Origin of the sequence: Pedobacter kyungheensis, assembly GCF_000812965.1 — a bacterium.
Lineage (GTDB): Bacteria > Bacteroidota > Bacteroidia > Sphingobacteriales > Sphingobacteriaceae > Pedobacter > Pedobacter kyungheensis.
The window spans coordinates 243,517-261,904 of the sequence record NZ_JSYN01000005.1 but is presented as its reverse complement, the minus strand read 5'-3'; the positions used below and the strand labels follow the sequence as shown (position 1 = coordinate 261,904).

Sequence of the window (18,388 nt, the reverse complement as noted above, 5' to 3'; positions counted from 1 at the left end):
AAAAAATATTTTAATCCCGGTGTGGAATTTGTGAGTTGCTTACATCTTTACAGTACACACAAAGAAAAATTTGAATTATGAAAAAGTTAATAGCACTTGCATTAGTTGCATTTTTAGGATTATCGACAGCGATGGCTCAACAAGTAGATTTACGCAGAAAAATTAATGTTAGCGGCACCTCCGAAACAGAAGTTACACCCGATATCATTTACATCGGTATTTCCCTTAAAGAGTATTTAAACGGTAAGAAAAAAGTAGAGATTACTGAATTAGAGAAACAACTGTATGCAGCAGTTCAAAAAGCGGGTATTGCAAAAGAAAATTTAACCATTAGCAACCTAAGCAGCTGGAACTACGCTACAGAGAAAAAGAAAAACCCTGATTTTTTAGCCAGCAAACAATACCGCTTAAAAGTTAGCGATTTAAACAAATTCAACGCAATTATTGAAGCCATTGATGCCAAAGGTATTGCCAATACCAATATCGAAAGCTACGATTACAGTAAAATTGAGAGCCTTAAAAAAGAGTTAAAAATTAAAGCGCTTATGGCTGCAAAAGAAAAAGCAGCTTACATGGTAGAAGCTTTGGGCGATAAATTAGGCAGCGTAATTGAAATACAGGATGGTGGCGACAATGTTGTACAACCTGTTTACAGAAACTACATGATGAAATCGGCAATGGCCGAATCTGCAGATGCAGCACCAGAAATCGATTTCAAAAAAATTAAGTTAAACTTCAGTGTTAATGTGGTTTTCGAAATCAAATAACATATTTAACATTTAATTACATTTTTTTAAAACCTACCAGAACATTTTGGTAGGTTTTTTGTTAGCTAGAGGTCGAACACTAAAAAAATTAATATTATGAAAAAATTCATCTACACGCTGGCCTTGGTTTTTGCTTTAGGCATTAGTTTTAATTCGGCCCAGGCAGCTGATAAACCTGCTAAGAACCCAACTGAATTAACTGCAGAGCAGGCTGTAAAATTAGAAACGATTAAAAGCCGTGTTGAAGAAATCAGAGACATGGACAAATCGAACCTGACTAAAGCTGAGCGCAAGGCATTACGCAGCGAATTAAGAGAGTTAAAAGGACAGGCACGTGCAATCTCTGGAGGTGTTTACCTTTCAGTAGGTGCCATCATTATCATCATCTTATTGTTGATCCTGATCCTATAATCGAAATCACATCTATCTACATAAAAAACAAAAAGCTTTGCAATATTGCAAAGCTTTTTTTATGGTCTTCTTACGAAGTTTGCGATGGGTTACAGGATGATGATAACTTCGTAAGTCTCAGTCCTGCTAAACCATTGAAGTTGCTCATCTTAATCAATCATATCAAACCCGGTGTATTTTACCAAAGCTTCAGGAATTCTAATACCATTCTCAGTCTGGTAATTCTCCAAAATAGAAGCTACAATACGAGGTAAAGCCAATGCACTTCCGTTTAACGAGTGCGCCAGTTGAGCTTTTCCTTCTTTTCCTTTAAAACGCAGTTTTAAACGGTTAGTCTGGTAAGTTTCGAAATTAGAAACAGAAGAAACCTCTAACCAACGCTCCTGAGCCGCACTCCATACTTCCATATCATAAGTCATGGCCGAGGTAAAGCCCATATCGCCACCACATAAACGCAATACTCGGTAATGTAAACCCAGTTCTTGTAAAAGCGACTGCACATACTGGCTCATGTCTTCTAATGTTTCGTAAGATTGATCCGGGTGTGTAATTTGTACCACTTCTACCTTATCAAACTGGTGTAAACGGTTTAAGCCACGTACATGCGCGCCATAAGAACCGGCTTCTCTGCGGAAACAAGGTGTATACGCGGTATTTTTAATGGGTAAATCTTCTTCCTTAATAATTACATCGCGGTATAAATTGGTTACCGGTACTTCGGCTGTTGGGATTAAATATAAATCATCAACTGTTGAGTGGTACATCTGTCCTTCTTTATCCGGCAACTGTCCGGTTCCAAAACCCGAAGCCGCATTTACCAAATGAGGCACCTGCATTTCTTTATAACCCGCAGCAGTAGCGTGATCTAAAAAGAAATTAATCAGGGCGCGTTGCAACCTGGCACCTTTTCCTTTATAAACAGGGAAACCAGCGCCTGTTATTTTAACCCCAAGTTCAAAATCAATGATATCGTATTTAGCCGCCAGTTCCCAATGTGGCAACGCTTTGCTCGGCAATTTTGCCGGTTCGCCATGTGTAAGTACAATTTCGTTATCCTCGGCAGTTGAGCCCTGTTTCACCAAATGGTAAGGCAAGTTCGGCAACTGAACAATTAAATTGTGCTGAGCAGTTTCCAGTTCATTTAATTTATCGCCCAGGTTTTTGATGTTTTCTTTATGAGAAGCCGTTTGTGCTTTAATTGCTTCAGCCTCCTCTTTTTTACCTGCACGCATTAAATCACCAATTTGTTTGGCGGCTGCATTAGCTTCTGCCGAAATACTATCCAACGAAGTTTGAGTGGAACGACGTTCTTCATCAATTTTAATGATTTCGTCTACCAGTTCTGGTTGTTTAAAATTACGTACACTTAAACGTTCTAAAACTTTCTCTCTATTTTCGCGGATATAGTTAACTTGCAGCATTATTTTATTTTTTTTCACAAAGATAGAAAGAGTTTTCAGTTTTCAGTTTGCAGTTTTCAACCATCCGCAGCTTAAATACCTGATACTCGTTACTTGATACTTGATACTCGATACTTAATACTTGATACTTATACTCAATACCTGAACTTGATACCATGGATGGCAAACTATTTCTCGTACCCACGCCGATAGGCAATCTGGAGGATATGACCTTTAGGGCAATCCGGATATTAAAAGAATGCGATTTGATTTTGGCTGAAGATACCCGTACCAGTGCGCCCATGCTCAAACATTTCGGCATTGATAAAAGGGTTTTTGCCCATCACCAGCATAACGAACATAAAGCCACTGCAGAGATTATCAGGTTTTTAAACGAAGGACAGCAAATTGCCCTGATTTCGGATGCGGGTACACCGGCTATTTCCGATCCGGGTTTCTTTCTGGTACGCGAAGCCATTAAAAACGATATTGCTGTAGAATGCCTCCCTGGTGCAACGGCTTTTGTACCCGCATTGGTAAACTCGGGCCTGCCTGCCGATTCTTTTTGCTTTGAAGGTTTTTTACCCGTTAAAAAAGGCCGGCAAACTAAATTTAAAAAACTGGCCGAAGAAGAGCGTACCATTATACTTTATGAAAGTCCGCACCGTTTATTAAAAACTTTAGAAGAGTTTGCCCAATATTTAGGTGCAGAGCGACAAGCATCGGTAAGCAGAGAGCTGACCAAAATGTTTGAGGAAACCGTAAGGGGAACTTTGACCGAAATAAAATCACATTTTGAAAACAATACTTTAAAAGGAGAATTTGTAATTTGCATTGCGGGTAAACCGGCAACAAAGCAAAAAAACAAATATGATGATGCCGAAGATTAGCATCTGGATATAAACAACACATCAATTTTAAAAAATATTATGATTAGTATAGATAGATTTCTAAGCGACGAACAAGACCCTAAAGCGGTTGAAAAGGTGATTGGAAAATTAAACGATCTTTTAACCAGCGGCGAAGAGCTTTTGTACCTGGCTGTGCAGAAAAAACCAGCAGTAAACTTGCTTCCGGATAGCATTGCCATTTCTAACAAAAGGATTTTTTACTGCGAGCCTGGCAACCTGGGCTTAACCATGAACTTTAAAGATATTTCGTGGAAAAGCATTAAAGAAGTTTCGTTTAAAGAAGAGTTTTTCGGTTCTAAATTTATCTGTGTACCACAACATGGCGAAAATATCGTAACCGAATTTATTCCAAAGGTACAGGCGCGTAAATTACACCAGGCTGCAAACCAGCAACTGGAAGAATATAAAGAAATGTTGCGTCAGCAAAAACTGGAAGAAAACCGTGCAACAGCCTCTCCAATTAGCTTAAACGCACAACCTTTCGCCGAAATTCCGGCAACTGTACCGACACCAGAACCTGAGCAACCGGTTATTCAGATTGCCGAAGTGGTAGAAGAAGCAGAAGACGAAACAACATTGAAGCTACGCAAGCTTAAAACTTTGTACGATAAACACCTGATTACGCAGGAAGAGTACGAAGCCAAAAAAGCTAATATTTTAGATAGTCTATAGCACTAATCCCTCCATTGTACGTTGAGCCTGTCGAAACGCAAGTTTTTAATTACGCTTTCAACAAGCTCAGCCTGACAACACCGCGCCAGCATTTAAAAATGAACAAGAAACAAACCTACCTCCTCGCCGGCTTAAGTGCATTTTTACTGTGGCTGGCCTGGCCGCCTATGCCATTTACCACACCATTATTATTAATCGGTTTGGTACCATTATTCATTGCGATAGACAGTATTGCCAATAGTGGCATTAAAAAAGCTGGCAAAAGGATTTTCCTAACTGCAGGTTTAACTTTCTTAACCTGGAATACAGCGGCTATTTACTGGGTTTACAATGCCATAAGCGCATACAACAACCCCATTGTGGCTATTCCGGTATCGTTAATCCCTTACGGTTTAGGTGCACTTTTAATGACTTTTTCAGTTTGGCTATATTACCGTTTGGGCAGATATGTGAATAAAACTGTGGCTTATATTGGCTTAATTTCCTTTTACATTGCGCTCGAATATTTGCAGCAAACCTGGGATCTCGCCTTCCCATGGATGACTTTAGGCAACGGATTGGCAGGTATGCACCAGCTGGCACAATGGTATGATTACACGGGGGTTTACGGCGGATCGCTCTGGATTTTAACCAGCAACATCCTGGCTTTCGAAGCTTACAAAAAACTAAAAACACAAACCGGCTATTTAAAGTACAGACCTTTGGGTATCTGGGCACTGGTGGTTATTATCCCGGTGGCTATATCTTTAACAAAATACTTTAATGCCGAACAGAAAGGCACGCCAAGTAATGTCGTAGTTGTTCAACCGAATATTGATCCCTATCAAAAGCTGGAAATCATTCCTGCCGCCGAGCAAATAAAAATTTTAACCCATCTTTCTGATTCAATCGGGCAAACCAATACAGAATATTTTATCTGGCCAGAAACAGCCATTCCAAATTATGCTGATGAGGAAAAGATTCGTACCAATCCGGATTTTATCAGCTTGCAAAGCTTTTTGAATAAATACAAAAACGGCACATTGATTACCGGGATAGAGAGCGTAAGGTGGTATGAAGATAAAAAAACGATATCTGCAAAAAGGCATCCTAACGGCATGTTTTATGACAACTACAACTCTGCTATGCAGGTAGAGAACTCTGCCAACGTACAATTCTACCATAAATCAAAACTCGTTCCCGGTGCAGAAAAAATGCCTTTCCCAAAAGTATTTTCTTTTATGGATGGTGTATTTGCGCAGCTGGGTGGCAGTGTTAGTGGCTGGGGCTGGCAGGAAAAACCAAGTGTTTTGTACGCGCAAAGTGGAATTGGTGCTGCTCCTGTTGTTTGCTACGAAAGCCTTTGGGGCGATTGGATCGGTGAACAAGTAAAAGATGGTGCCCAGTTTATTGCAATTATTACCAATGATGGTTGGTGGGGAAATACTTCAGGTAAAGATCAGCATGAAATGTATGCCAAACTCAGGGCTATAGAAACACACCGTGATGTGGCACGCTCGGCCAATACCGGTATTTCGTGCTTCATTAACCAGCGTGGCGATGTTACTCAAAGCACCAAATGGTGGACAAGAACAGCTATCAAGGCAAACATTAACCTAAATGATGAGATAACCTTTTATGTAAAAAGCGGAGATATTATTGCGCAGTTATTGAGCATTGCAGCCATTCTTTTAGCTTTGATTATTCCTTATAGAAAATGGATCAGAAAATCAGGCCATGCTTAAACAACAATACGAATACGTTTTATCTTCGAGGAATACGCTATTAACTTATATAGACACCATTTCCCAACAGGATTTCTTAGCCGATAACAGTTCTTTTGGCCGCGGATCTATCAGAAATTTACTGGTGCATATCTGCCAAACCTATTGTGCCTGGATCGGCGAAAGGGCATTGGGAATTAAGCAGGATTTTTTACCTTTCGAAAGCTACCAGACCTTAAGCGATTGCCAAAGCTATTTTGCGCAAGTAGATGAATATTTGGAGTTATTTACCGAAAAATTTAAAGGAAATGAGCAGCAGCAAATTGAACTGGAAAGAAATGGGGAATCTTTAATTGTAAATCCTTTAAAACTATTTACCCATGTTATTACGCACGAATTTCATCACAAAGGACAAATCATGTCGTTAAGCAGGCATTTAGGCTATACACCGGTTGATGCCGATATTATCAGATAAAAAAATATGCAAAAAATAAAAAACCTACGCTGGTCGGTATTACTTCTGTTGTTAACCTTAAATTTTGGGTGCGACCAGATATCCAAAAAAATTGTTCGCGTTAACATTAGCGATTATGAGCATATCAGTATCATTAAAGACCGTTTTACGTTAACCAAGGTAGAAAATACGGGTGCGTTTTTAAGCTTAGGTGACGAGATGCCTTATATTTTCAGGCTAATCATTTTGACAGGACTGCCTTTGTTATTTTTAGGCTATGGTCTGTATTTTCTTTTCGCTAAACGCAACCTGCCCATCAGCATGCAAATTGCACTTTGCTTTTTAATTGGAGGCGGCATTGGTAATTTATATGACAGGATTGTGCATGGCTCGGTTACCGATTTTATGCACATGGATTTTTATATTTTCCAAACGGGAGTATTTAATTTCGCGGATATTTCGATCATGATTGGTGTGGGCATTTTACTGATCCAATCTTTCAGGAATAAAATTACTAAGCCTGAGGAAGACAGCATTACTGAGGTAGAATAAGCTGCTGAAATAAGTTAATTTCTTAACAAAGATTTTCATTCCGAATACAAACATATATTTATCTTTAGCTGTTAAACAATCAACCAAAAAATAAATTTTGACCATGAAAAGAAATGCAACAGCCGTTTGGCAAGGTTCTATTAAAGAAGGTACAGGTAATATTACTACTCAAAGTACTACTTTAAACAATACACAATATTCTTTCAACTCGCGCTTTGCAGAAGGTGTTGGCACTAACCCCGAAGAGCTAATTGCTGCGGCACATGCAGGATGCTTTACCATGAAATTATCAGCAAACTTAACTGAAGCTGGTTTTACTGCCGATAGATTGGAAACCAAATGTGACATTAACCTTGATCCATCGAAAGGTGAAATTGTTGAATCACATTTAACCTTAACCGCTTCTGTACCGGGTTTATCGCAAGATAAATTTGATGAATTAGTGGCTGATGCAGAAAAAAACTGCCCGATTTCTAAATTATTAAATACCACCATTACGGTTGATGCTACTTTAGCATAAGATTGTAATACAGTCTTTAATAGATCGTCATTTCGAGCGGAGTGCAACGCAGTCGAGAAATCTAGCTAATAGATCTCTCCATTCGCTACGCTTCAGTCGAGATGACGACCTGCTTGCTGATTTCTCAAATTGTTTACCCCAGGAACACCTATATTCCCTAGTTGTTTTTTAATGGAAGCCTGGAAGATCAAATAGGCATTTTAACCTTCCAACAATTTAAACTTTCAAACCTTTCAACCCACTAAGCCATATATTTCCCTACAATAGGCATTCTCCTGCCCATACCGAATGCTTTAGGCGAAACCCTTAAAATAGGTGGTGTTTGGTAGCGTTTAAATTCAGCGATGTTAACCATTTTCAATATCCGTTGCACTAGTGCAGCATCAAATCCTTGTGCAATAATGGCTTTTGATCCCTGCTTCTTTTCAATATGCTGATACAGGATCTGATCCAGGATTTCATAATCGGGTAACGAATCAGAATCTTTCTGATCAGGTCTTAACTCTGCTGATGGTGGTTTAACAATGGTATTAAGCGGAATAATTTCACGTTCTTTATTGATGTATCTGGCCAGCTCAAAAACCTGCATTTTATATACATCGCCAATTACGCCTATGGCACCGCACATATCACCGTAGAGCGTGCCGTAGCCCACCGCACATTCACTTTTATTGGATGTATTGAGCAGTATATAACCAAACTTATTACTCATAGCCATATTGATAATACCACGGATACGCGCCTGAATATTTTCTTCGGCCAGGTTAAATGGCAAGCCTTTAAACGCAGGTGCCAATATCTGATCAAAAGCTTCTGCAACATCCTTAATCGGGATAATTTCGTGCATACAACCAATGTTATTTACTAAATCTAAGGCATCCTGTACCGAATGATCGGACGAGAATTTAGACGGCATTAAAACAGCCATTACATTTTCTGGGCCTAAAGCACGGCAGGCCAGTGCGCAAACCACCGCCGAATCGATACCGCCTGAAAGGCCCAGCACCGCTTTACTAAAACCTGATTTCCTGAAATAATCCTTAATCCCTAAAATCAGCGCATCATGAATCTGTTCAATGTCGGTTAACCTCTCGGCTTGCGGGTATTTATTGCGCACATGCTCAACCTCTTCCAGATCGAATACCTGTAAATCTTCTTCAAAGTATTTCATCTCTGCTTTCATGGCTCCATCTGCGTCAAAAACCAGCGAACCACCGTCGAAAATAATTTCAGTTTGTGCACCTACCTGGTTGACGTAAAAAACGGGCAGATGATATTTTTTAGCATTATCAGACAGTACTTTAATCCGCTCATCATCGTGGGTGTAAGAAAAAGGAGAAGCTGCAATGTTGATCATTAAATCGGGCTTTTCCTTAATCAGTTCATCCATTGGGTTAGAAACATAAAGCGGGTTATCGTTAATGTTCCAGAGGTCTTCGCAAATGGTGAGTGCAATTTTTTTACCCTTATAATCAATGCATCTAAATTGTGTTGCAGGTTCAAAATAACGATACTCATCAAAGACATCGTAAGTAGGCAAAAGCGCTTTCCTAACTACACCTTTTACTGCACCATCTTCAATAAAGTAAGCAGCATTAAACAAATCCTTACCCTGAAGCACCTCATTTTTTATGGGCAAGCCCACAATGCAGGCAATACCATTGCAATGTTTTGCTATTTCCTGCACTGCATTTTCGCAAAGCAAGATAAACTCATCAAACTCCAAAAAATCCCTTGGCGGGTAACCACAAATCGCCAGCTCGGCAAAAACAACCAGATCTGCGCCTTTATCTTTTGCCAATTGGATGTGTTCGGTTATTTTTTGGGTATTGGCCTCAAAGTTTCCGATGTGGTAATTGAGTTGGGCTAAAGCGATTTTCATGTTTGGGTTAGTTAAAGCGTAATGAAGTAGCGAGTATTAGGTAGCAAGATTAAAGTAGCAAGTATTAAGTAGCAAGCGTTGTTGTAACTATTTAGCTATTGGTTTAAAAGAATACACCGAAATTAAGTGCCAGATAGTGATTTTTAACATTCCTGTTTTTATCGGTTACAATATTGGTAAAGCCGTTGTTAAAAGTTAAACCGGCCACAATACTGGTGTTTCCGGATATATCAAACTCTCCGCCGCCACCGATAATTAATCCGGCACGGTAAAATTTGGTATAATCATTTACCTTGATATTGCTCTGGTTGGTACTACCGCCCACAGCATCCTGTTTTGCCCCTAAAAGAACTGAATTAGATAAACCAAACTGACCATACCAGCGTCTCCCGTCTTCTTTTATTGTTTTGAGTTTGACAGTTAATGGCAAATCTAAATATTGAAGTTTATATTTCAGATCGTAAGCTACTGGTATTGCTGCATTATTAGGTGTTGGTTCGATAATGTTCGAAGGGCTTACCTCGGTACTTTTACCATTGATAGTTGTGATGGTTAAAGCCGTAGAAAAACTATAATTCGGCGCAAAATTAAAATCTCCTATTAAACCATAAGAGAAGCCTAAAGCTACTCCATTGGTTTTACCCTGATCGGGTTTAATCCAGCCAACAGTTGGTGTAGCAGTTAAGCCTAAGCGGAAGCCATAACTGGTTAAGGTTGAATTTTGCGCCCAGGCGCCGAAACTTAAAAGTAATAAAATTAAAATGGTCGATATTCTTTTCATGCTATAGGTGTTTATATATATTTGTTCTACATGATGTATAACGTAAAACACAGGCAAATTTATCTAATTTTTCTTTTTGCCATTGCATTTATTTCCTGTAAGCAAAACCACAGGCCCGATGTAAGCAATATTGCCGTAGATATCAAAATAGAACGCTTTGATAAAGAACTGTTTGCAGGCAAAAGTAAAAATCCGGCCGAGGTAAACCAAACGCTAAGCACAAAATATGGTGTATTTTATGACGATTTTCTGCATAAAATCCTCGATACCAAATACGAAAATACCGAATCGCTGGCAACCCTGTACCATGATCAGGCCTATACCGATTTAACTAAAGAAGTAGACAGTGTTTTCCCCGATTTGAAAGCACAGGAAGCTGGTTTAAACGAAACTTTTAAGTACATTAAATACTATTACCCCAAAGCTAAAATTCCAAAATTCATCGCTTTTGCTTCGGGCTTTGCTTACCAGATGCCGGTTGGCGATAATTATCTGGGGATTGGCCTCGACATGTTTTTGGGCAAAGACAGTAAATTTTATAAAGCCATTGTTCAGAGTGTACCATTGTACCTCTCCAGAAGGTTTGCACCAGAATATATTGTTCCACGCGTAGCCGAAACCTACGCGCACGAAGAGCTTTTTGCAGAGCCTGATGAAAACAAGTCGCTGTTATCCAAAATGGTTTTTCAGGGAAAAATCCTTTATTTTCTTGATCAGGTATTGCCAGAGCAGTTGCCAGATTCGGTTAAAATTGGCTACACTACGCAACAACTGGAATGGGCACAGCACTTTGAAGGTGATATTTGGGCCTATTTTTTAGAGCATAATTTTCTGTTCGAAACTGATTACCAAAAAATACAGGTTTTTCTCTCAGAAGGTCCGTTTACCCCTGGTTTGGGTGAAAATAGAGATTCGGCACCAAAATTGGGAGTATGGATTGGGTGGCAGATGGTAAAGAAGTATATGAAAGAAAATCCGGATGTAACTCTGCAACAATTAATGGCAGAAGGAGATGCACAGAAAATTTTGAATAAATCGAAATACAAACCGAAACAACAGAATTAGGTTGCAGTTTTCAATTAGCAATTTATAGTTGTCTGCTAAAAAATTATTAAGCAATAAAGTAATTACCCTAAAATAAATCTATGAAAGTTGGCATTGTATTATCGGGCGGAGGCATTAGAGGAATAGCACACTTAGGCGTTTTAAAAGCCTTTAGCAATTTAGGTATTACATTTAGTCACATTAGCGGAACAAGTGCCGGAGCCATAGCCGGAGCTTTTTTTGCGGCGGGTATCGATCCGGAAGAAGGATTGAATATTTTCCTGAAAACTAAATTGTGGCGTTTTGTACGCCCGGCAGTGGGTTCGCTCGGCTTAATTAATATTGAAAATACTTCACTGATTTTAAAAGAATACTTCCCGGAAGATACCATTGAGAAGCTAAAAATCCCGCTAACCATAGCTGCTGTAAATTTTAGTGAGGGCCGGCTGGTGTATTTTACTAAAGGACCATTAATCAGAGCCATACACGCTTCGAGCTGCATACCAGGCATTTTTAAACCAATTATGATTGACGGGCAGATGTATGTTGACGGAGGAATTCTAAATAATTTTCCGGTTGAACCCCTGATGGAAGACTGCGATTTTATTATTGGCTCTTCCTGCAATCACCTCAAGCCAGTTGATAAAATAACAGGGATTACCAATTTAATGGGGCGCGCCGGAATCATGTCGATCAATCATGACATGGAAAGAAAAGCAAAATTCTGTAATGTATTAATTGAACCTAAAGGCCTTGGCGCCATTAGTACCTTTGATATGAAACGTGCAGAAGATATTTACTGGCTGGCGCACGAAGAAGCCTTGATTACCATCAAAAATAGTCCCACAATTTCTGAACTCATCACGAAATAATAGTTTACAATCTATTAAAGTAGAATTAAAACTACAGTAAAGAATATTTATATGCAATAAAAATATAGTGTAATAATTACACAATTGAAATAAAAATATTACATTTCTCTTGCTTGTTATATAATAATATTTTACTTTAGGATTATACTTTGCAAAATGCATGGTATTTAACCTAAACGTCTTACCTATGTTTTTTAACCAGACCATGCTTCAGCAGAAGCGGAGAATCCCTGTGTTTACTATTTTCTAACTCGATTTTTCAGTCAAATAACACAGATCATTAATTTTTACCTAAACAACCTAAAACATGAATTTTTTAAAATTAAACAAGGCAGCACTTATTGCCTTAGCCCTAACTTTGTCTTTATATTCTTGTAAAAAAGAAAAACCAACTGAAACCGAAACCTTAGATCGCCCTGAAAGTTTAAGTGTCAACCAAATGAGCGATATCAAAATCTGTACGGAAAGAACACTTGACGGCACTACGCCCAGAGGCGCAGTAATCACTTCAACCAAATGGCCAAATGGCTCTACCATTAAAGTAAGTCTAAATGGAGGTACTTCAACCGTTAGGGCTAAAGTAATCCAGTTTGCCAAACAATGGGAACAATATGCCAACATTAAATTCAATTTTGTAACCAACGATAATACCGCTAAAATCAGGGTAACTTTTGCCAGCGGAGGATCATGGTCGTACATTGGAAAATCGACACCAAGCACTGGTGCAACCATGAATTATGGCTGGCTGACCGATAATACTGCAGATTCGGAATATAGCCGCGTGGTAATACACGAATTTGGCCATGCATTGGGAATGATTCACGAACACCAACATCCTTTGGTATCTATTCCGTGGGACAAGCCAGCTGTTTATGCTTATTATGCAGCGGCTCCAAATTATTGGGATGAAGCAACAACAGATAATAACATCTTTGCTAAATACAGCACTACGCAGACCAATTACAGCGCATACGATAAATTTTCGATTATGCATTATGCGGTTCCTAATGAACTAACAATCGGCGATTTTGAAGTGGGATGGAATACCGTTTTATCTCCTACCGATAAATCATTTATTGCTTCAGTGTATCCATTCTAAAAATTAATTTACACATAGTGGCATATACTTGGCCACTATGTGTATTTTGTAGTTTAAAACAGAAATAAAATATGCAGCTTATTTTTTTGCGTACGCTTAACCGATTACTAATTTGTTTAACCTTAGTCCTCTTTTATACAGCTGCATTTGCACAAAGCCCATCAAAAAAATGGGAAATTAAGCCTTCCATAGGCATCCAACAATCAAAATTCGATTGGTCTATTGCCGGCAATGCTTCGGGTACAACCCCCAACATCTTATCAGAACTCATCTGGAAAAATTTAAAAGGACCTGCATTCGGATTGGATGTGAAATACCACATTACAGATCGGTTAACGGTAAAAACCAGTAATCAATACAGTAAGACTACCAAAGGCGAGGCAGAAGATACCGATTACGCAGATGATAACCGCCAAAGTGCTTTTTACTACGATTTGCTTAACGCCAATAAAGGTTATCTTTTTAACACCAGCCTGCAGCTCAGTTATCAGGTATTCAATTCAGAACAATTTGCATTCAGCCCGCTTATTGGTTTATCTTACAACGAGCAAAAATTTTATTTATTAGAAAGCGCCAGCAACCCCAATAGTGCGGGTTTAAATTCTACCTACCAAAGCAGGTATAAAGGTTTTGATTTTGGGCTTGAGGGAACTTTTAAAGCCAAATTATTCCGCATAAGTGCAGGTATTTTAGGCGGCTTTTATAAATATTCGGCAAAGGCCAACTGGAATTTAATCCCCGATTTTCAAAAACCGGTGAGTTTTACCCATGCTGCAAATTCTTTTGCACTTAATGGAAATGTCAACCTGACTGTTCCGTTAAACAAAATGCTTCAACTGGAACTCGATTATAAAATCAATAACATTAATACCTATACAGGTGTAGACCGTGCCTACTACAATAACCGCAAAACAGAAGAAACACAATTTAACGGTGCTAAATTCAGGGCAAATACAATTGCCTTAGGCCTGAACTTTACTTTCTAGTGTTTTAAAGCCACTAAACTTTCGCCGTTTAAAACGGGAATAGCCTTACAAATATTTAACTGCAAACAAAATACAACATCTTCTTCGATATTCAGCTGAGCCAAACGGTGACTGTGTGATGATTTGCGCAGGTAGGCTCTTAAATCATCTTTCGCCAACAAATATAAATCTTCAGCAGCAACACTAGAATCGTCGAAATGCTCAAAGCTTTGACGCAGTTGATTCACTACAGCTCCGGCAAACAAGGTATCTTCTAAATTGAACTGATCTTTCCAACCAGCACACAATAACAACACATGCTTATCCTGGCTTTTTAAATAATCGCAAAGCGTATCTAAATTGAGAAAGGAGCCTATAACCACCTGATGTGCTCTTTTTTGCGCCAGATGTAATGCCTTTGTACCGTTGGTAGTAGTTAGTACCACTGTTTTTCCGCCAACTTTTTCTGGGGTATAAGAAAAAGGCGAATTTCCGAAATCGTAACCAGCCACTACTTCACCATTCCTTTCGGCGGCCAATAAAAATCCACTATCACTGTATTTCAGACAATCCTCTACATGAGCAACCGGAATAATAGCTTCAGCGCCATTATCGATTCCATAAGTTATGGATGATGTAGCCCTTAAAATATCAATAACCACCACAATGCTTTGCTCTATATCATATAAATCGATCAAAGCGGGTGTTAAGCAAACTTCTATTTTTTTTGACATATCGGATATTCTATTCATTTATAATTTCTTTTACCTTTTCTTCCAAAAGCTTTTGATCTGGTAAATAAAGTTGATATTTAGACACAAATATTTTATTTGAAAGCCCTCCGGTTGCATATTTAACCAAAAATTCATTTTTATCAGCCGCAATAATAATCCCGATTGGATCATTATCCCCCTCAACATTTTCTTCATCTTTAAAATAGTTGAGATAAAAATTCATCTGACCAATATCCTGATGTTTAACCTTTTTTGTTTTTAAGTCAATTAGCACGAAACATCTTAATATTCGATGATAAAATACGATATCAACAAACATGTGCTCATTATCAACCGTAATTTTAAACTGCCTGGCTACAAAAGAAAAACCTTTACCAAGCTCTAAAAGAAATTTCTGTAAATTATCAATGAGTCTTTTTTCTAAGCCAGACTCTTTAATGATACTTCCGGCAGGTAGGTTTAAAAATTCAAAAACATAAGGATCTTTAACTAAGTCTTCAGACCTATCAATTACCTGCCCCTTTTCAGCTAAAGCCAAAACACCACTTTTGTCTTTGCTGAGCGCTAGTCTTTGAAATAGAGCAGAATCAATCTGACGCTTCATTTCTCTAAAACTCCAATTTTCTTTTATGGCTTGTACTTCATAAAAGCTTCTTGCAAGCTCATCAGAAATAGTCAAAAGCTCGGCATAATGACTCCAACTTAGAAAAATGCCAGACGGTGTCTGGCGTTTTGAGAATTCGCCAGACACCGTCTGGCGAATTAAATCTTCATCAGCAAAAGGCTGAAATTTTGGATAATTGATATAAAACGAACGCATCAACTGCAAGCTCGAACGGCTAAATCCTTTGCCGTACTTTAACTTCAGATCTGCTGAAAGGGTTACCAACAGCTCTTTCCCATATGCAGCCCTGAGCTTACCATGCTGTTCAAAATCAACAATATATCTTCCAATTTTCCAATTGGCAATAATCAGCTCAACATTAATTGCCTTGATGGCATTTTGTTTGGCTGTTTGTAAAGTAGATCCTATTTGATAAAGCAGCTCATTGTATTTATTTTCTTCTGGTTTCATCAGTTCAAAAATATTGCTGCTTTAAATATCCTTATTTATAAAAAGGGAATTTAACCACTTTTGCTTTAATCGGTGTATTTCGGATGCTGATGAAAACTTCAGTTCCTTCTTTAGCAAAATCTTTAGCTACATAGCCCATACCGATCGCTTTTTGCAATGAAGGAGCCTGTGTACCCGAAGTTACCCTGCCAATTACATTTCCTTCTGCATCAACAATTTCATAGTCATGACGCGGAATACCACGATCAATCATTTCGAAACCAACCAGTTTTTTCTGAATTCCAGCTTCTTTTTGAGCTTGCAAGGCTTCAGAATTAGTAAATGGCTTCGAAAATTTAGTAATCCAGCCTAAACCTGCTTCAATTGGCGAAGTAGTATCGTCAATATCATTTCCATATAAACAGAAACCCATTTCTAAGCGTAGTGTATCACGGGCACCCAAACCAATTGGTTTAATGTTTTGTGCTTGTCCGGCTTCAAAAATGGCATCCCAAATCTGGTTAGCATACTGGTTTTCGAAATAAATCTCAAAACCACCTGCTCCGGTATAACCTGTTGCCGAGATTACTACATTTTCAATGCCAGCAAAAGTACCTTTAACAAAGGTATAATACTCCATCGCGGCCAGATTTACATCTGTTAAGCTTTGTAAAGCATCGGCAGCTTTCGGCCCCTGAATAGCTAAAAGTGAAGTCTGATCAGAAATATTATGCATTTCAACGCCATTGGTGTTAAACTGCTCAATCCAGTTCCAGTCTTTTTCAATGTTCGATGCATTTACAACGAGCATATAAGTTTTCTCGTCGATGCGGTAAACCAATAAATCATCAACAATACCACCGTCTTTATTAGGCAGGCAAGAGTATTGTACTTTACCATCGTGTAACTTCGAGGCATCGTTGCTGGTTACACGCTGAATAAGATCCAATGCATTTTCACCTTTTAAAATAAACTCGCCCATGTGGCTAACATCAAAAACACCAACCCCATTACGAACAGTTGCATGTTCTGCGTTTATACCTTCGTAAGTAACCGGCATATTATAGCCAGCAAATGGAACCATTTTAGCGCCTAAAGCGATGTGTTTTTCTGTTAATGCGGTATTTTTCATGCTAATTTTTTAGTTGCGGCAAAAGTACTAAGAAAATGACAATGTTTAAGGCTAAAAATTCAGGAGATTTAAGCTGCTTTTTTGAAAATGAAAGCAAGCATTTCATCGCAGCCGCAGCCCCGCTTTACGCTTTATTTCATGCCCGCTTTATCCGATAGCTATCGGATCGGGTTTAAAAACCAAGGTCTGTAAACCTATCCCAGGCTTGTTTCCTGCTATAGCCCAATTAGTTCTTCGTAAATTTTGAGCATTTTAGAAGATATTAAATGCACACCGTGATCATTCTCTACTGTTTTACGGGCATTTTCGCCAATTTCCATCCAACGTTTGGGGTTAATAATACATTGTAATATAGAGCGGTAAAACTCATCGGCCGAATCAGCGATTAAGATATCGTGACCATGCCTGCAGTTTATTCCTTCGGCAGCAGTGGCGGTGGCAATAATACATTTTTTCATGGCCATCCCCTCAATAATTTTTACCCGCATGCCTGTACCCGAAATTAAAGGAACAATCATAATCGCCTTCGAATTCATAAACTCTATCGCATCAAAAACTTCTCCTTCTACAATCAGGTTTTCAGAATCGTATTCAAAAAAATGCTTCTGCATGTTTTTACCGGCAATGTAAAAGCGCAGGTCTTTATTCAGTTTTTCTATATCCGGCCAAATATCATCTAAAAACCATTCTAAACCTTCCTGGTTTGGCCTCCAATCCATAGCTCCCAAATGGAACAATGTAGGGAAACTGGTTTTACTTTTATCTACCTTATATTTTTCCAGATCTATGGCTACGGGAAAAACCGACATCGGCACTTCGCAGCCAAACCGCAATATACTTTGCCTGTCGGGCTCACTAATGGCAAAAATCTTGTGGAAACGGTTAATCTGATCAGTTTCGTAAGCTTTTAAACGCTGTGCCAGAAAAGCGAGGTATTTACGGCGAATGAGGAACTTTTCGGAGTGGGAAAGGCGCTCCCACATGGTAAATTCGATATTATGTGCCCGGTAAATCAGTTTGGCATTACTGTTGGCCTTAACTACATCCAAATAAGGTACCACAAAAAGTCCTTCAAACTGGATAATGTCGAATGCATTTTCGCGCAGCAGGCTTTCGAGCTGTTTGGCAGCATCCTCGCTGTAATACCTGGAAACGTTGTAAGATTCGTTGGTAAAAATATTAAAAAAGGCCGACCAGATATTGACGTCAGTATCCAGATCGCAGGTATGGTATTTAATCTGCTCAAAAATCGGGTCGTAAATATCATCAATATCAACCCTACCCTTGCTGGGGTTAAGACTAAACAAAGTAATATCTGCACCAAGTTGCAGCAGGCCTTTTATGGTATTGTAAACCACAATCGGATAACCACTATTTGGCGGAAAGGGAACCCGCTTAGTAATTAACAGAATCTTCACGTGCCGTGAAAATACGA

Annotated in this window: 19 protein-coding genes; 12 read left to right on the top strand and 7 right to left on the bottom strand. The window is 38.8% G+C overall.

The features are described from left to right. Positions 1 to 77: 77 nt before the first annotated feature. Complete coding sequence (locus OC25_RS06730) at positions 78 to 767, top strand: SIMPL domain-containing protein (RefSeq protein WP_039473239.1); 690 nt, start codon at positions 78 to 80, stop codon at positions 765 to 767. A gap of 96 nt (positions 768 to 863) precedes the next feature. Beyond that, positions 864 to 1,178, top strand: a complete 315-nt coding sequence (locus OC25_RS06725; RefSeq protein WP_039473236.1) for a hypothetical protein — start codon at positions 864 to 866, stop codon at positions 1,176 to 1,178. 149 nt (positions 1,179 to 1,327) lie between these two features. Here OC25_RS06725 and serS read toward each other — a convergent pair whose 3' ends face one another. Continuing rightward, positions 1,328 to 2,599, bottom strand: coding sequence for a serine--tRNA ligase (gene serS, locus OC25_RS06720; RefSeq protein ID WP_039473233.1), 1,272 nt, complete (start codon positions 2,597 to 2,599; stop codon positions 1,328 to 1,330). Positions 2,600 to 2,754: 155 nt separating this feature from the next. Here serS and rsmI point away from each other — a divergent pair, with 155 nt between their 5' ends. From rsmI to OC25_RS06690, 6 genes are all read left to right on the top strand, one after another. Further along, entirely contained in the window at positions 2,755 to 3,468 is a 714-nt protein-coding gene (gene rsmI / locus OC25_RS06715; RefSeq protein WP_039473230.1) for a 16S rRNA (cytidine(1402)-2'-O)-methyltransferase, read from the top strand. 39 nt (positions 3,469 to 3,507) lie between these two features. After that, positions 3,508 to 4,161 carry a PH domain-containing protein gene (locus OC25_RS06710; protein WP_039473227.1) on the top strand — a complete coding sequence of 218 codons (654 nt, stop codon included), beginning with the start codon at positions 3,508 to 3,510 and terminating at the stop codon, positions 4,159 to 4,161. Between the two features lie 98 nt (positions 4,162 to 4,259). Beyond that, the gene (lnt, locus tag OC25_RS06705; protein ID WP_039473358.1) at positions 4,260 to 5,885 is read left to right on the top strand and encodes an apolipoprotein N-acyltransferase; all 1,626 of its coding nucleotides are present in this window, start codon (positions 4,260 to 4,262) and stop codon (positions 5,883 to 5,885) included. After that, positions 5,878 to 6,339 carry a DinB family protein gene (locus OC25_RS06700; protein WP_039473225.1) on the top strand — a complete coding sequence of 154 codons (462 nt, stop codon included), beginning with the start codon at positions 5,878 to 5,880 and terminating at the stop codon, positions 6,337 to 6,339. The genes lnt and OC25_RS06700 overlap by 8 nt, the downstream gene beginning before the upstream one ends. A 6-nt stretch (positions 6,340 to 6,345) precedes the next feature. Beyond that, the gene (gene lspA, locus OC25_RS06695; RefSeq protein WP_039473222.1) at positions 6,346 to 6,870 is read left to right on the top strand and encodes a signal peptidase II; all 525 of its coding nucleotides are present in this window, start codon (positions 6,346 to 6,348) and stop codon (positions 6,868 to 6,870) included. A gap of 103 nt (positions 6,871 to 6,973) precedes the next feature. Beyond that, the gene (locus OC25_RS06690) at positions 6,974 to 7,390 is read left to right on the top strand and encodes an OsmC family protein (RefSeq protein ID WP_208599651.1); all 417 of its coding nucleotides are present in this window, start codon (positions 6,974 to 6,976) and stop codon (positions 7,388 to 7,390) included. 241 nt (positions 7,391 to 7,631) lie between these two features. Here OC25_RS06690 and OC25_RS06685 read toward each other — a convergent pair whose 3' ends face one another. Both OC25_RS06685 and OC25_RS06680 read right to left on the bottom strand, forming a co-directional pair. Beyond that, the gene (locus tag OC25_RS06685) at positions 7,632 to 9,272 is read right to left on the bottom strand and encodes an NAD+ synthase (protein WP_039473216.1); all 1,641 of its coding nucleotides are present in this window, start codon (positions 9,270 to 9,272) and stop codon (positions 7,632 to 7,634) included. A gap of 103 nt (positions 9,273 to 9,375) precedes the next feature. Further along, positions 9,376 to 10,053 (bottom strand): porin family protein, encoded by a 678-nt coding sequence (locus OC25_RS06680; RefSeq protein ID WP_039473214.1) that lies wholly within the window; start codon positions 10,051 to 10,053, stop codon positions 9,376 to 9,378. A 30-nt stretch (positions 10,054 to 10,083) separates the two neighbouring features. Here OC25_RS06680 and gldB point away from each other — a divergent pair, with 30 nt between their 5' ends. The 4 genes from gldB (at position 10,084) to OC25_RS06660 (ending at position 14,054) form a co-directional block, all read left to right on the top strand. Then, complete coding sequence (gene gldB / locus OC25_RS06675; protein WP_039473210.1) at positions 10,084 to 11,118, top strand: gliding motility lipoprotein GldB; 1,035 nt, start codon at positions 10,084 to 10,086, stop codon at positions 11,116 to 11,118. An 80-nt stretch (positions 11,119 to 11,198) separates the two neighbouring features. Beyond that, positions 11,199 to 11,969, top strand: a complete 771-nt coding sequence (locus OC25_RS06670; RefSeq protein WP_039473207.1) for a patatin-like phospholipase family protein — start codon at positions 11,199 to 11,201, stop codon at positions 11,967 to 11,969. A gap of 307 nt (positions 11,970 to 12,276) precedes the next feature. Continuing rightward, positions 12,277 to 13,068: a M12 family metallopeptidase gene (locus OC25_RS06665; protein WP_039473205.1), complete on the top strand. Its 792-nt coding sequence runs from the start codon at positions 12,277 to 12,279 to the stop codon at positions 13,066 to 13,068. Between the two features lie 71 nt (positions 13,069 to 13,139). Then, complete coding sequence (locus tag OC25_RS06660; protein WP_039473202.1) at positions 13,140 to 14,054, top strand: outer membrane beta-barrel protein; 915 nt, start codon at positions 13,140 to 13,142, stop codon at positions 14,052 to 14,054. On the opposite strand, the gene OC25_RS06655 is transcribed toward OC25_RS06660, so the two are convergent. The 4 genes from OC25_RS06655 to OC25_RS06640 all read right to left on the bottom strand — a co-directional run bounded on the left by OC25_RS06655 (position 14,051) and on the right by OC25_RS06640 (position 18,371). Then, entirely contained in the window at positions 14,051 to 14,767 is a 717-nt protein-coding gene (locus OC25_RS06655) for a 2-phosphosulfolactate phosphatase (RefSeq protein ID WP_039473356.1), read from the bottom strand. The genes OC25_RS06660 and OC25_RS06655 overlap by 4 nt on opposite strands. A 10-nt stretch (positions 14,768 to 14,777) precedes the next feature. After that, positions 14,778 to 15,842: a PDDEXK nuclease domain-containing protein gene (locus OC25_RS06650; protein ID WP_039473199.1), complete on the bottom strand. Its 1,065-nt coding sequence runs from the start codon at positions 15,840 to 15,842 to the stop codon at positions 14,778 to 14,780. Between the two features lie 31 nt (positions 15,843 to 15,873). Next, positions 15,874 to 16,953 carry a glycine cleavage system aminomethyltransferase GcvT gene (gcvT, locus tag OC25_RS06645; RefSeq protein WP_039473195.1) on the bottom strand — a complete coding sequence of 360 codons (1,080 nt, stop codon included), beginning with the start codon at positions 16,951 to 16,953 and terminating at the stop codon, positions 15,874 to 15,876. Positions 16,954 to 17,168: 215 nt separating this feature from the next. Beyond that, positions 17,169 to 18,371 carry a glycosyltransferase family 4 protein gene (locus OC25_RS06640; protein WP_039473192.1) on the bottom strand — a complete coding sequence of 401 codons (1,203 nt, stop codon included), beginning with the start codon at positions 18,369 to 18,371 and terminating at the stop codon, positions 17,169 to 17,171. Positions 18,372 to 18,388 lie beyond the last annotated feature (17 nt).